The following is a 13135-nucleotide window of genomic DNA, read 5'->3' on the forward strand; positions in this document are numbered from 1 at the left end:
CTAAAACAACCAGGTATCTACGTTGGAAGGGGCGCGTTTCTCTTGCAGCCCTTTGAAGCCTTTAACGCAGCGGATAATCAGCCAGACGGCGAGGGCCAGCAGCAACGGGAAGCCGATCAAGATGAGCGTCAAGAACGAAAAGACAATGCCGTAGACTAGCCCTATCCAGAACGTGCGGATCTGATAGCGGTAGTGTTCGTCTAGCCATGCAGGGCCTTTGCCTTTATAGACATAGGCGATGATCACACCGATAAGCGACGTAAAACCGAGGAAGAAACTGGCCAGATAGAGCGCATAGTTCACCATTGCCATGGTGGTGTCGGGCTGTTGAGGGCGCTCTTCGCTGACAACGTTGCCTTCTTGTGGCGCCTCATTGGCGTTATCTTGCATAACATTTCCTTTCGGTAAATCGCTATAAGTGCTGAGCGGGCACTGCTGTGTTAGAGATGCAAAGCACTTCTTTAGTAATGCAAAGCACCCTCAGCAGAGGTTGCTCCGGCGCACTATGATAGCGTGCGCTATTCGCCTTATCACTAACGAACATTGGGCACTAACGCGCAGCGGGGCGGCAAATCTCAAGAAGATTGCCGTCCGGGTCGCGCAGGTAGATCGACTCAATGGGGCCATTGGCGCCTTGGCGAGCAACGGGCCCCAACTCTACGTCGATAGCCAATGCGTCTAAGTGTTGCTTAAACTCATCCAACGGCAGTTGGCAACGCAGGCATAAATCCAGGCTGCCGGGCGTTGGGGTTGCTGAGATGGGGGCAATGTCGGTGTCGGTTTGATGCAGACGCAACGCGGTATCACCGAGCATTAAATCAACCCGTTGAGCATCGCGGTAGCGTACATCTAAGCCTAAAACACGTGAGTAAAAATCGACGGCGCGACCCATGTCGGTCACGGTAACTACAAGATGATCCAGACCTGATAGCATGCCACTTTCCTTAATACATAACGATAAGCCAGAGAATACGATGATGCGCCGCTGTCCACTATGCGCGGAAACCACCACTGCGCTTTACCACCGGGATCGGCGTCGTGACTACTACCAGTGTGCCACGTGCAAGCTGGTATTTGTCCCCCTTGAGCAGCATTTGAGCGCTGCCGCTGAAAAGGCCGAATACGACAAGCATCAAAACTCGCCGCATGATACGGGATACCGGCGCTTTTTAGGGCGTTTATTTACCCCGCTGCTGGCCAAACTTGAACCTGACGCCCGCGGGCTCGATTTTGGTTCTGGGCCAGGGCCCACGCTGTCGGTGATGTTCGCAGAGCAGGGCCATCCGATGGTTATTTACGACCCTTTCTATGCCTCTGACACTTCAGTTCTTAACCAAACGTTTGATTTTATCACCGCCACCGAAGTCGTCGAGCATTTGTCACAACCTGGCCAAGTGCTTGCACGGTTAGTCGCTCAGCTTGCCCCTGGGGGCTACCTTGGCTTGATGACCAAGCGCGTCTCTTCTTCTGACGCCTTTACCCGCTGGCACTATATTAGCGACCCCACCCATATCAGCTTTTTTAGTGAAGAGACCTTTCGTTGGTGGGCACAAAAGAATAGTTTAGTAGTGGAATTTCCTGGGCCAGACACGGTTATTCTACATAAAACGCTAAGGTGAATAATTGTAACCTTAGAAAAGCATTGACTTTGCCCCCTTTGGGGCAATAATTGCGCGCCGCTATCCCTGCCTGACCCGGTGTGCCAGGTGAGATAACGGAATATTGAATGCGTTAACCAACGTGTTTCATCCCTGTTTTTCGCCCCTGTTTCACCACTTATAGTCAAGACGAGGTTTTCATGTCGCGGCAACTCCTAGCCATGGCGCTGGCGCCCCTTTTAGGGCTCTTCATTCTCGGGATAGGCAATGGTTTTCTTGCCACCTTAATTACCGTGCGCCTCGATGCCGCCGGTGAATCGGCCACGGTGATCGGTATTGTCTCGTCGGCTTATTTCATCGGTTTGGCGTTGGGCGCAATGGTGAATGATCGCCTGTTGCTGCGTATTGGCCATATTCGCGCTTACGGCAGTTTTGCCTCGTTAGTGGCTGTCACCGTGTTACTGCAAGGATTGTTTTTCGACCCCTGGGCGTGGTTTGCGCTGCGCTTGGTCGGCGGCTGGGCAACGGTAGGGGTTTATCTGGTTATAGAGAGCTGGCTATTGACCGCCGGTGATCAAAGAGTCCGTGGCCGCCTATTGGCGCTATATATGATTTCGCTGTACGCCGCGGGGGTGCTGGGTCAGTTGCTGCTAGGCGTGACGAACGCCATGGGTGTCACTGCGCCCTTTATGGTGATTGGCCTACTGGCTTCGCTCTCTGTGCTGCCCATGGCGATGATTCCCCGCGTATCGCCGATTATCGAGCACGCCGAGCCGCTTCCCCCACATCGTTTGATTACCCTGACGCCCACCGGCGTGATGGGCAGTTTAGGCTCGGGCATGGTTGTCGCGGCGGCCTACACGCTGTTGCCACTCTACCTGCAGCGTAATGGTATGAGCGTGAGCCAGGTGGGTCAGATGATGGCGGTACTCATCATGGGGGCCATGTTGCTGCAATACCCGATTGGCCGCTGGTCGGATCGCCATGACCGACAAATGGTACTAATCGGCATCAGCGGTTTCTGTGTGCTTATCTCCGCGGCGATACTCTGGTTACCTCTTTCGACACCGCTATTGGCAGTGCTGCTGTTCCTGCTCGGCGGCGGCGTCTTTGCCCTTTATCCAGTGGCCGTAAGCCATGCCGCCGACCGTGCGCCTGCTGGGGCCTTGGTGCGAATGAGTCAAGGCTTGCTGTTGATCAACTCGATTGGCGCTACCGTCAGCCCCCTGATGATTTCCCCGGTGATGACGGCAATGGGAGACGCGGGTCTGTTCTGGGCCTTTGGCTCGCTGAGTCTGTTCTTTGTGATGTTCTTTTCCTGGCGCCGTCATGTACGCCCAGCACCGGTGCCCGTGGCTCCGTTTACACCGACTACGCCAATGACTGCTGCCGGTGCTGAACTGGTGGTGACCGAAGAGCTAATGCAGGGGGCACTGGAGCATGAGCACCTGGAAGACCTTTCCGATGCCGTTTGGGATGTCGATGCCGCCGAGCCGGTGGTGGGGCCGCCCGCAGAAGATGAGAGCCATATCACCTACTATGATGATGTGGAGCAAGCAAGTGAGCGAAAATAAATACGGGTGAAGACGCTATTCATAGCGGGTGATACCTTGGGCTAATGGTGTGGGTGGGAGAGTGTTACTACTATCGTAGGCAGATTTTCAAACAATTGTTTAATTTTCAGCCCGAGGTTCGCTATGAATGTTTACGCCGCACCGGTACGCGATTTGCGCTTTGTGCTCGAAGAGTTACTAGCGCACCGCTCGCTTAGCCTACCGGGCTTTGAAGAAGCCACGCCAGACTTGGTCGAGGCGGTACTCGAAGAAGCCGCAAAACTGGCCGGTGACGTCTGGGGGCCGCTTAACAAGATTGGCGATCAGCAGGGGGCCAAGCGCCATACCGACGGCAGTGTAACAACCCCGGAAGGCTTCGCGGCGGCTTACCAGGCTTATGTCGAGGGGGGCTGGAACGGTATCGGTGTATCAGAAGCGCTAGGCGGTCAGAATCTGCCCGAAGTGGTGGCTAGCGCGGTTCAGGAGATGCTTCACGGTGCCAATATGGCGCTGGGGCTCTGCCCGATGTTGACTGCAGGTGCTATCGAAGCACTGGCGCATCACGGCAGCGATACCCTCAAAGCGACCTACTTGCCCAAACTGGTGGAAGGCACCTGGACGGGCACCATGAACCTCACCGAATCCCAAGCGGGGTCGGATCTCTCCCAGGTGCGCACCCGCGCGATCCCTGAAAACGACCACTACCGCATCAGCGGCCAGAAGATCTATATCACCTGGGGCGAACACGACGCCGCCGAGAATATTATCCACTTGGTACTTGCCCGTAAGCCGGATGCACCGGAAGGCAACAAAGGCATCTCCCTGTTTTTGGTGCCCAAGTTCCTGGTTAACGAAGATGGCGCGCTGGGCGAGCGCAATGATGTCACCTGCGCGTCCATTGAGCATAAGCTGGGCATTCACGGCTCACCGACATGCACCCTCAGTTTTGGCGAAAATGGCGGCGCGATTGGCTACTTGGTCGGTGAAGAGGGGCGTGGTCTGAATCACATGTTCACCATGATGAACGAGGCACGCCATAAAGTCGGTATACAGGGCATCGGCGTGGCCGAACGTGCCTGTCAGCACGCCTTTGCCTATGCCCTCGAGCGTCGCCAGGGGCGTTCTCCGAAAACGCGTGGCGGCGCCGAGTGCAGCATCAGTGATCACTTGGACGTACGCCGTATGCTGCTTTCGATGCGTGCGCGTACCGATGCGCTGCGCGCGCTGGCACTGTACTGTGCCGCTGAGCTTGATACCGCCCGCCACGCGGAAAGTAATGAAGCCCGCCACGCCGCTCAGGCTCGCGCTGATATCCTAATTCCGGTGATCAAAAGCTTCTCAACTGATCAAGCCGTGGATATTGCCTCCATGGGCATTCAGGTGCACGGCGGGATGGGCTACGTGGAAGAGACCGGTGCCGCCCAGCTACTGCGCGATGCCCGGATTGCTCCCATTTACGAAGGCACCAACGGTATTCAGGCGCTCGATTTAGCAGGCCGAAAGCTTCAGCGTGACAACGGCGAAGCGCTTACCGCGCTCCTTCACGACGCTGCTGCAACCGTGGAGCAACTCAACGCCGACCCTGCACTTGGAACATTGGGCCGTGGCTTGGCGGCAGGTTTGGAAGACTTAAAAGCCGCCCAGGCCATTGTGTTGGAACAAGGCTCTGACCCTGAAAAAGGCGCAGATGCGGTGCAGGCTTACGCTACGCCGTTCCTTAACTTGGCGGGACATGTGCTGTGCGCGTGGCAGATGGGGCAGTCGGCATTAAGCGCCCAGGCGGCAATTAACAGCGGCAACAACGATCCCTTCTATACTGCCAAGATGCGCAGCGCCGAGTTTGCCATCACCCAGTGGTTACCAGTAGGTCGCGCCCAGCGTGCGGTAATTGAGGCGGGTATGCAGTGTTTAAGCGAGTTTGAGGTTTATTGACGCTAATGTATTAGCCAGCACCGCCGCCCTAGAGGCGGCGGTGCTGTTTTCAGTCCATCAAAACAAACATTTAAAACGAACGCTTTTAATAACATCAACAAAATCAGGAGCCGACCATGAACACCATTTTCGAGCAAGGCTTGCCCAAAACCACCGCTAACCACGTACCGCTTTCACCGCTGACCTTTATTGAACGCTCCGCGTCGATCTATCCCGACTACCCGGCGGTGGTTCATGGCAGTACGCGACGTACGTGGGGCCAATCCTGGGCGCGCTGCCGCCAGCTTGCTTCCGCCTTGCAACAGCGGGGCATCCAGCCAGGTCAAACGGTGGCGGCGATGCTGCCTAATATCCCAGCAATGTTCGAGGCGCACTTTGGCGTGCCGCTGGCGGGTTGCGTATTGAACACCCTGAATATTCGTCTGGATGCAGAGGCGATCAGCTATATGCTGGAGCACGGCGAAGCCAAAGCCATTCTGGTCGATCCCGAGTTTGCTGAGGTCATCCAGCAAGCCGTTGCCCAGCTAATCCACAAGCCGCTGATCATTGATGTTGCCGATGTAGAGTTTCTCGGCGACACGCAAGGCATTGGTGAGATCGAGTATGAGGCGCTGCTTAACGAGGGCGACGCCAATTTTGCCTATCAACTGCCTGCGGATGAGTGGGATGCGATCTCGCTTAACTACACCTCTGGCACCACCGGTAAGCCCAAGGGCGTGGTTTATCACCACCGCGGCGCTTACCTCAATGCGGTGAGCAATATTATGGAGTGGGCAATGCCCCACCACCCGATCTACCTGTGGACGCTGCCGATGTTCCACTGCAACGGCTGGTGCTTCCCGTGGACGATTGCCGCCAACGCCGGGGTCAACGTGTGCCTGCGCCGCGTCGACCCGAAAAAGATCATGCAGCTCATTGCCGAAGAGAAGGTCACTCACTTCAGCGGGGCGCCTATTATTCTTAATGGCTTAGTGAACCTGCCCGCGGAAGATAAGCGCCAGTTCGATCACCCCGTCAAAGTCACCACTGCTGGTGCTGCGCCACCCGCCTCGGTGATTTCCGGGGTCGAGAAGCTAGGCATTGAAGTGACCCACGTGTATGGCCTAACCGAAGTGTATGGTCCGGTGACCGTCTGTGCCTGGCGGGAAGCGTGGGATGAACTGCCGCTGGAAGCACGGGCCAAAATAAAAGCCCGCCAGGGGGTGCGTTACCACATGCTCGAAGCGCTGTGCGTGGCTGACCCGCTCACCATGGAGCCAGTACCCAAGGATGGCCAGACCATGGGTGAAATACTGATGCGTGGCAACAATGTCATGAAGGGCTATTTAAAGAACCCGGAGGCCACCGAGCAAGCGCTGGACGGTGGCTGGTACCACACCGGCGATTTGGCGGTTTGGCATCCGGATGGCTATATCGAAATCAAAGACCGCTCGAAAGACATCATTATTTCCGGTGGAGAGAACATCTCGACCATCGAAGTGGAAGACGCCATTTACGGCCATCCCGCCGTTGAAGAGGCAGCCGTGGTCGCCAAGCCTGACGAGAAGTGGGGCGAAACGCCCTGTGCGTTTGTGAAGCTCAAGGTGGGCTACGGCGAAGTCACAGAGGCGGATATTATCGCCCACTGCCGTGAACATTTGGCGGGCTACAAAGTCCCTAAAACAGTCATTTTCAGCGAGCTACCGAAAACATCAACGGGCAAGATACAAAAATTCGTCTTGCGTGAAGAAGCTAAAAATCATTAACCATCCTTAATAGTAATAAGCACTAGCGGTGATAACCGCCAGTAGTGATAGCCGCTAGTATTGATAATCAATAGAGGAGATCGTGCATGAGTGACCAACAAATTGGTGTGGTGGGCGCCGGAACCATGGGGCAGGGGATCGCTCAGGTGGCGGCTGCCAGTGGCTTTAACGTGCGCCTTTTCGATGTGGCCGAAGAGCAACTTGGCCGCGCCAAGGCGAATATCGATAAAGGCTTGGGTAAATTGGTCACTAAAGAGAAGCTCAGCGAGGCGGATAAAAGTGCCGCTCTCGCCCGTCTTTCGACCACTACCACACTCAATGCTCTCAGCGACTGCGCGATCATTATCGAGGCGGCCCCCGAACAGCCTGAACTCAAAGAGAAGCTGTTTCGCGATCTTAGCCAATTGAGCAGCACGGCTATTTTAGCCTCCAACACCTCGTCGCTGTCCCTCACCCGGCTGGCGGCGGTGTGCGAGCACCCTGAGCGCGTGGTGGGCATGCACTTCTTTAATCCGGTGCCGGTGCTCAAATTGGTGGAAGTGATTCGCGCCGAGCAAACCTCGGACGCTACCGTGGCCGAGATTGAAAACCTCGCGAAGGCGCTGGGCAAAACCGCCGTACCGGTAGGCGATGCGCCAGGCTTCGCGGTGAATCGACTGTTGGTGCCCATGATCAATGAGGCAGCGTTTATCGTGCAAGAGGGCACCGCAACGCCGGAAGCGGTTGATAACGCCATGAAACTAGGCGCGGCTCACCCCATGGGGCCGCTAGCGCTGGCGGATTTGATTGGGCTGGATGTTTGCTTGGCAATCATGGAAGTGCTTCAAGAGGGCTTTGGCGACCCGAAATACCGTCCCTGCCCACTGCTTAAACGCATGGTCGCCGCGGGCTATCTAGGCCGTAAAAGTGGTCGCGGTTTCTATCACTACGGCTAACTTAATAATAATTTGAAACAATGATTTATCAGATTGAGTTGTCAGTGGTCGCTAATTAGCTGCGAGGGTAGGTTGAAACGAGGGTCTTTTGTCATGGATGACAAAAGTAGCGCCCAGGGATGGGTTTACAGCGCCCTCGTGGAAACCTGCCCTTGATGCCTAGAGGTATAGATTGTCAATTGTAAGAACCCGATAAGAAGTCATTGCCACTCAACCAAGCGTTCGCTAGGGTTGAGTAGTATTCACTTTCATGTTCAATAATAAATCGAATAAGGAGTCCGCCATGAGCGAAGCAGTGATCGAGAAGGTTGATAACGATGGGATGGTGCGACTGACCATCAATCGTCCTAAAGCGCTGAATGCCCTTAACAGCGAAGTGCTTGCCGCGCTGGAAGCACATTTGGTTGAGCTTGAAGCCCACCCGAACCTACGTGCCGTGCTAATTACCGGTGCGGGCGAGAAGTCCTTTGTGGCGGGTGCAGATATCACTGAAATGCGTGAAAAAACACCTGAAGAAGCGCGGGCCTTTGCCAGCCAAGCGCTGCGTACCATTAAACGCCTAGAGACACTCCCCGTGCCGGTGGTCGCGTTGGTGAACGGGTTTTGCCTTGGCGGCGGCTGCGAACTGGCACTGGCCTGCGACTGGGCCGTAGCCAGCGATAACGCGGTATTCGGCCAGCCGGAAGTGCTCCTGGGCGTCATCCCCGGCTTTGGCGGCACCCAGCGTCTGCCACGCCGTGTTGGCCCTGCCATGGCGATTGACCTGGTCACTACCGGGCGCAAAATCGATGCCCAAGAAGCGCTGCGTATCGGCTTAGTGAACCGTGTGATGCCGCAAGCGGAGCTGGAGAGCTACGTTGAAGAACTCACCAAGCAACTCAAAGGCAACGGCCCACAGTCAGTGCGCGGCGCCAAGCAGGCAGTTCACGACGGCATGGATCAAGACCTTGATAGCGCACTAGCGCTGGAAACCAGCCTGTTCGCCTTCTGCTTTGCCGGTGACGAGCAGAAAGAAGGCATGGCGGCATTTGTCGAGAAGCGCAAACCGAACTTCTAAGGTTTGATTAATTACAGTTTTACTTATTTAGGGGGTGGCGCTTGCGCCACCCCCGTTTTATTCTCGAAAGCTAACTGTTCCTTTCAAGAGAGCCGCCACTATGCAATGGGCCGCATTTATTCTCGCCGCGCTTGGTTTCGCTTATTTACCTGGGCCTGCAATGCTATATACCGCAGCGCAGACGTTGGGGCGCGGCCGACGGGCAGGGTGGTTAGCGGTCATCGGTGTACATATGGGGTGTTATGTGCATGTGGTTGCCGCCGCGCTAGGATTAGCGCTGCTGTTTGCGGCGATTCCCCCTGCCTACATCGCCATGAAAATCATCGGTGGGCTCTACCTGCTCTGGATGGGACTGCGGCTATGGCAGCAGGGCATTCGCACCCACGGCGAAGAGATGCCGCTGGCAACCACGAAACGCGTGCTTCGCGACAGCTTTCTGGTGGAGATGCTCAACCCTAAAACCGCGCTTTTCTTTGTCGCGTTTCTGCCCCAGTTTGTGCAGCCCGAGAGCGCGATGCCGGTAGCATGGCAACTGCTCTGGCTAGGTATCGCCACCAATGTGCTGTTTTCATCTGCGGATGTCATGGTGGTGCTACTTGCGAGTCCTCTACGCCAATGGCTACAAAAATCCCACGGCTCCTCTCGGCTCATCCAGCGCATTGGTGGTGGCGTATTAATGGGCTTAGGAGGCAATACCCTCGCTCAGGCGGCACGTTAAGGATGACAGCCCATATCGCTCGGCTACTTCAAATTTCACATACAAGGAGCGCTGTATGTTTGATCTCTATATCGCTAACAAGAACTATTCCTCTTGGTCGCTGCGCCCCTGGGTGTTGATGAAAGTAATGGAGATTCCGTTCAACGAACATCTCATGCCGTTTGAAGGCGGCTTTGGCGCTAGCCATGACGTTTATACCCGCTTTTCGCCATCGGGCTTAGTGCCTTGTTTAGTGGATAGGGAGAGTGATCTGGCGGTGTGGGATTCGCTGGCGATTGTTGAGTATTTGGCCGAGCAGCACGCCAACGTTTGGCCGAGTGATAAAACCGCTCGCGCCTGGGCGCGCTCTGCCACTGCTGAAATGCACAGCGGCTTTGGTGCTCTGCGCGACGAGTGTTCAATGAACTGCGGTATCCGAGTAAAATTGGAAAGCTTATCGGCCAATCTCAAGGCGGATGTGACACGCTTGGATGCATTATGGCAACAGGGGCTTGAGCGCTTTGGCGGGCCTTTCCTGGCGGGCGAGCACTTTACCGCCGTTGATGCGTTTTATGCGCCCGTCGCTTTTCGCATACAGACGTTTAATCTGCCAGTGAGTGAACAGTCCCAAGGGTATGTCGAGCGCTTGCTGGCGCTGCCAGCGATGCAGGCGTGGTATCAAGCCGCGCTCGAAGAGACGTGGCGCGAGCCCATGCACGAAGATGAAACGCTAAAAAACGGCACGCTGAGTGCTGATTATCGCCATGCTTAACTTCCGCACAATTCGCCCGTGGCATCGGGTACACTAGCGCAAATTTTCGTTTGGACACGTTCATGGCTCTTAGCGCAACGCCCTACAAAGTTGATATTAACCTCACCGATCTGGATCGCGGTGTTTATGAAACGCTGCGCTTTACCGTGGCGCGTCATCCGTCAGAAACCGAAGAACGCATGACCGCGCGCTTACTTGCCTATGTACTGTGGTACAGCGAATCGTTGGCCTTTGGGCGAGGGCTCTCTGATGTCGATGAGCCAGCGCTGTGGGAAAAAAGCTTAGACGGGCGCTTGCTGCACTGGATTGAAGTGGGGTTGCCAGACGCCGAGCGCATTACGTGGTGTTCACGCCGGGCGGAGCGGGTGTCACTGTTGGCTTACGGCCGGGTAGATATTTGGGAGAGTAAAGTGCTACCCGGTGTTGCATCGCTGAAAAATGTGCATGTGGCTGTATTGCCACAAGAAGCCCTAGCGACCATTGCTAAGGATCTACCCCGGGCGATTAATTGGGCCGTTATGATCAGCGAAGGATCGTTGTTTATTACCGACGAAAACGGTCAACACGAGATAACGCCGCAATGGTTGTTGCGCGAGCGCTAGAAATCATCAGACGTTCGTCTATCCTTTATGCTAAAGGCTTAAGCGATAGACAGATAAAGGATGGCCAAGGGGTCATCCTTTATTTTTAAAAGTATGCTTGCTATCTTTTTGCACAATTACATACAATCAACAATGTTTGTTACTGCTTTCACTAGCAGTCTAAAAAAGCAGCCTCAAGGTCAATCTCAAGGAACGAGCAATGAAACTAAATTCCGTTTTACGATGGAAACTGCTCCCGCTAGTCGCAGCCATTAGTTTGCTGCCCACGCTGGCCCAAGCAGAAGGTAGTGTGCTCTCGGTTAAGCATGAAAATGATGGCATGGCCAGCAGTGATGATGGCCATTTTACCAGTGGCTTTGAGCTTAACTGGACCTTTGAGCCTAGTGATGAAAGTTGGATGCAGCGCTTAGCTACGGCACTCCCCGATAGCTTCATCGGCAGCGCTGATATGGCCGCTTACCGATTGGTGCATCAGATCTATACGCCGGATAACATCGAAGAGCGTCGTTTGATTGAAGATGATCGCCCCTATGCTGGTCTCGTTTATGGTGGGATTTCGCTTTATGAAGATGTGCCAATGGGTAATTGGCGCCAAGCAACCGATCTGCATCTGGATATTGGCTTGGTGGGGCCGTCCTCGCTTGCCGATAGTATCCAACGAGAAGTACACCGCATCACCGATAGTGATCGTCCTAACGGCTGGAATAATCAGCTTGGCGATGAAGCCATTGTGAACGTCGCTATGCGCCGCCAGTGGTGGCATAGCTCCCCGTTTATTGGTAAGCAATTTGCTCATGGGCCTAGCGTCGGGGCTGCCTTAGGTAACCTTTACACCTACGCCAGCGCTGGCTATAGCGTGCGCTGGGGTGATGAAGCCTCGGGTATTCCTACGCTAACGCCCAACCCCGGCAGCCGCCACCACATGACCGGAAAAGAGGGGTGGCAGTGGTATCTGTTTGCGAGTGTGGATGGTTACTACATGGCACAAAACCTGACGTTGGATGGCAACAGCTTCAGAAATAGCCACTCGGTTGACCGCAAAGAGTGGGTGGGCGACATTTCCGCAGGGCTGGCGTTGGCCTGGGAAGATTGGCAGGTCACTTACGCTGCTGTGCAGCGCTCACGCGAATTTGATGGGCAAGAAGAGCAGGATAAGTTTGGAGCTCTAACGCTGTCCAAGCGCTTCTAAACTGCTTAAAGGTTTGAGCGTCTTTCGGGAGGAGAGTATTCATGGCCAAGCAATACCCCCACACCCCCGATGGGCGCTATTTTATTGCCAAAAATCGACTCTGGCGCTGTACTGATCCGCGCTTAGGTGAAGACCAAAAGCGCATCCATATCAAAGAGTTGATGAAAGCCCGCCGGGCCGTCAGAACGGCCCAACAGCAAGAAGATGACGATGCGCTTCGCCAAGCCCGTGACGCGGTTCAAGCTGCTAAAGAAGCGCTTGGGGAGCGTGGCCCAGTGTGGTGGGATGATGATGCCCCCGATGAAGGCGGCCTTGCGCCCCATAACAGTTCCTACGCCAAGTGGTGGGAGAGCCAGCACTAAATATTTTCCTTGCGTATACAACTAGCACAGGAGTGCTAGCCTGGGCAGAGGTGTGCAGCTATTTGCATATTGCTTGATACCCAAGGAGAACACGCATATGGAACTGGTATTTTTTAACGGCTGGAGCAGTTTGTTTCGTATTTTGATTATCGGCCTATTGGCGTATGCAACGCTAATCCTCTTTCTGCGCCTATCGGGCAACCGTACGCTTTCAAAAATGAATGCCTTCGACTTAATTGTTACGGTCGCGCTGGGTTCTACGCTGGCAACCGTGCTGCTATCTAAAGATGTGGCTTTGGCGGATGGAGCGGTCGCCTTAGCGCTACTAATTTCACTTCAATTTATAATCACCTGGACCAGTGTGCGGTTTCGCTGGGTACGCCGATTAGTGACTGGCGAGCCGCTGATGCTGCTTTACCAAGGTGAATTTCTTTTAACGTCATTGCGAAAAGCGCGGGTAACGCAAGACGAGGTACTTTCTGCCATTCGAAGCAGTGGCCTTAGTGATGTATCCGCAGTAGAAGCCGTCGTGCTAGAAACAGATGGCTCGTTAAGTATTGTCAAAAACCAGGCAGAGAGCGGCCAATCAAGTTTAGAGGGCGTTCGTGGCCCCTCATAAGTCTTAGTAAGCCCGCGGGGGAAGCGGTTAGTTGACACACCGTGATGAGATCCTTATATTAACACGAATAAAAA

General features: G+C 54.8%; 14 protein-coding genes. 12 read left to right on the forward strand and 2 right to left on the reverse strand.

Features of this window, described 5'->3' with window-relative positions:
* Together ACWI0H_RS05160 and ACWI0H_RS05165 are read right to left on the reverse strand one after the other, a co-directional pair.
* The gene (locus ACWI0H_RS05160) at positions 1–390 is read right to left on the reverse strand and encodes a DUF4870 family protein (RefSeq protein ID WP_485875230.1); all 390 of its coding nucleotides are present in this window, start codon (positions 388–390) and stop codon (positions 1–3) included.
* Between the two features lie 160 nt (positions 391–550).
* A complete protein-coding gene (locus tag ACWI0H_RS05165) occupies positions 551–934 on the reverse strand; it encodes a VOC family protein (protein ID WP_008958233.1) in 384 nt (127 codons plus the stop codon).
* A gap of 40 nt (positions 935–974) precedes the next feature.
* Here ACWI0H_RS05165 and ACWI0H_RS05170 point away from each other — a divergent pair, with 40 nt between their 5' ends.
* The 12 genes from ACWI0H_RS05170 to ACWI0H_RS05225 all read left to right on the forward strand — a co-directional run bounded on the left by ACWI0H_RS05170 (position 975) and on the right by ACWI0H_RS05225 (position 13061).
* Positions 975–1619, forward strand: coding sequence for a class I SAM-dependent methyltransferase (locus tag ACWI0H_RS05170; protein ID WP_335596542.1), 645 nt, complete (start codon positions 975–977; stop codon positions 1617–1619).
* Between the two features lie 179 nt (positions 1620–1798).
* Complete coding sequence (locus tag ACWI0H_RS05175; protein WP_485875233.1) at positions 1799–3172, forward strand: MFS transporter; 1374 nt, start codon at positions 1799–1801, stop codon at positions 3170–3172.
* Positions 3173–3295: 123 nt separating this feature from the next.
* A complete protein-coding gene (locus tag ACWI0H_RS05180) occupies positions 3296–5083 on the forward strand; it encodes an acyl-CoA dehydrogenase (protein ID WP_485875235.1) in 1788 nt (595 codons plus the stop codon).
* A 116-nt stretch (positions 5084–5199) separates the two neighbouring features.
* The gene (locus tag ACWI0H_RS05185) at positions 5200–6828 is read left to right on the forward strand and encodes an acyl-CoA synthetase (RefSeq protein ID WP_101145975.1); all 1629 of its coding nucleotides are present in this window, start codon (positions 5200–5202) and stop codon (positions 6826–6828) included.
* Positions 6829–6914: 86 nt separating this feature from the next.
* Positions 6915–7763 carry a 3-hydroxybutyryl-CoA dehydrogenase gene (locus tag ACWI0H_RS05190; protein WP_485875237.1) on the forward strand — a complete coding sequence of 283 codons (849 nt, stop codon included), beginning with the start codon at positions 6915–6917 and terminating at the stop codon, positions 7761–7763.
* Between the two features lie 283 nt (positions 7764–8046).
* The gene (locus ACWI0H_RS05195) at positions 8047–8820 is read left to right on the forward strand and encodes an enoyl-CoA hydratase-related protein (RefSeq protein ID WP_035559484.1); all 774 of its coding nucleotides are present in this window, start codon (positions 8047–8049) and stop codon (positions 8818–8820) included.
* Between the two features lie 100 nt (positions 8821–8920).
* Positions 8921–9538, forward strand: coding sequence for a LysE family translocator (locus ACWI0H_RS05200; RefSeq protein ID WP_101145979.1), 618 nt, complete (start codon positions 8921–8923; stop codon positions 9536–9538).
* A gap of 55 nt (positions 9539–9593) precedes the next feature.
* Positions 9594–10289: a glutathione S-transferase family protein gene (locus tag ACWI0H_RS05205; protein ID WP_485875240.1), complete on the forward strand. Its 696-nt coding sequence runs from the start codon at positions 9594–9596 to the stop codon at positions 10287–10289.
* Positions 10290–10351: 62 nt separating this feature from the next.
* Positions 10352–10891: a YaeQ family protein gene (locus tag ACWI0H_RS05210; RefSeq protein WP_101145983.1), complete on the forward strand. Its 540-nt coding sequence runs from the start codon at positions 10352–10354 to the stop codon at positions 10889–10891.
* A gap of 199 nt (positions 10892–11090) precedes the next feature.
* On the forward strand, positions 11091–12080 hold the full coding sequence (locus ACWI0H_RS05215; RefSeq protein WP_485875242.1) for a lipid A deacylase LpxR family protein: 990 nt from the start codon (positions 11091–11093) through the stop codon (positions 12078–12080).
* Between the two features lie 41 nt (positions 12081–12121).
* Positions 12122–12442, forward strand: a complete 321-nt coding sequence (locus ACWI0H_RS05220) for a hypothetical protein (RefSeq protein ID WP_339881872.1) — start codon at positions 12122–12124, stop codon at positions 12440–12442.
* A gap of 97 nt (positions 12443–12539) precedes the next feature.
* A complete protein-coding gene (locus ACWI0H_RS05225; RefSeq protein ID WP_008958220.1) occupies positions 12540–13061 on the forward strand; it encodes a DUF421 domain-containing protein in 522 nt (173 codons plus the stop codon).
* Positions 13062–13135: the final 74 nt, after the last annotated feature.

This window comes from Halomonas sp. NYA30 (genome assembly GCF_976980765.1).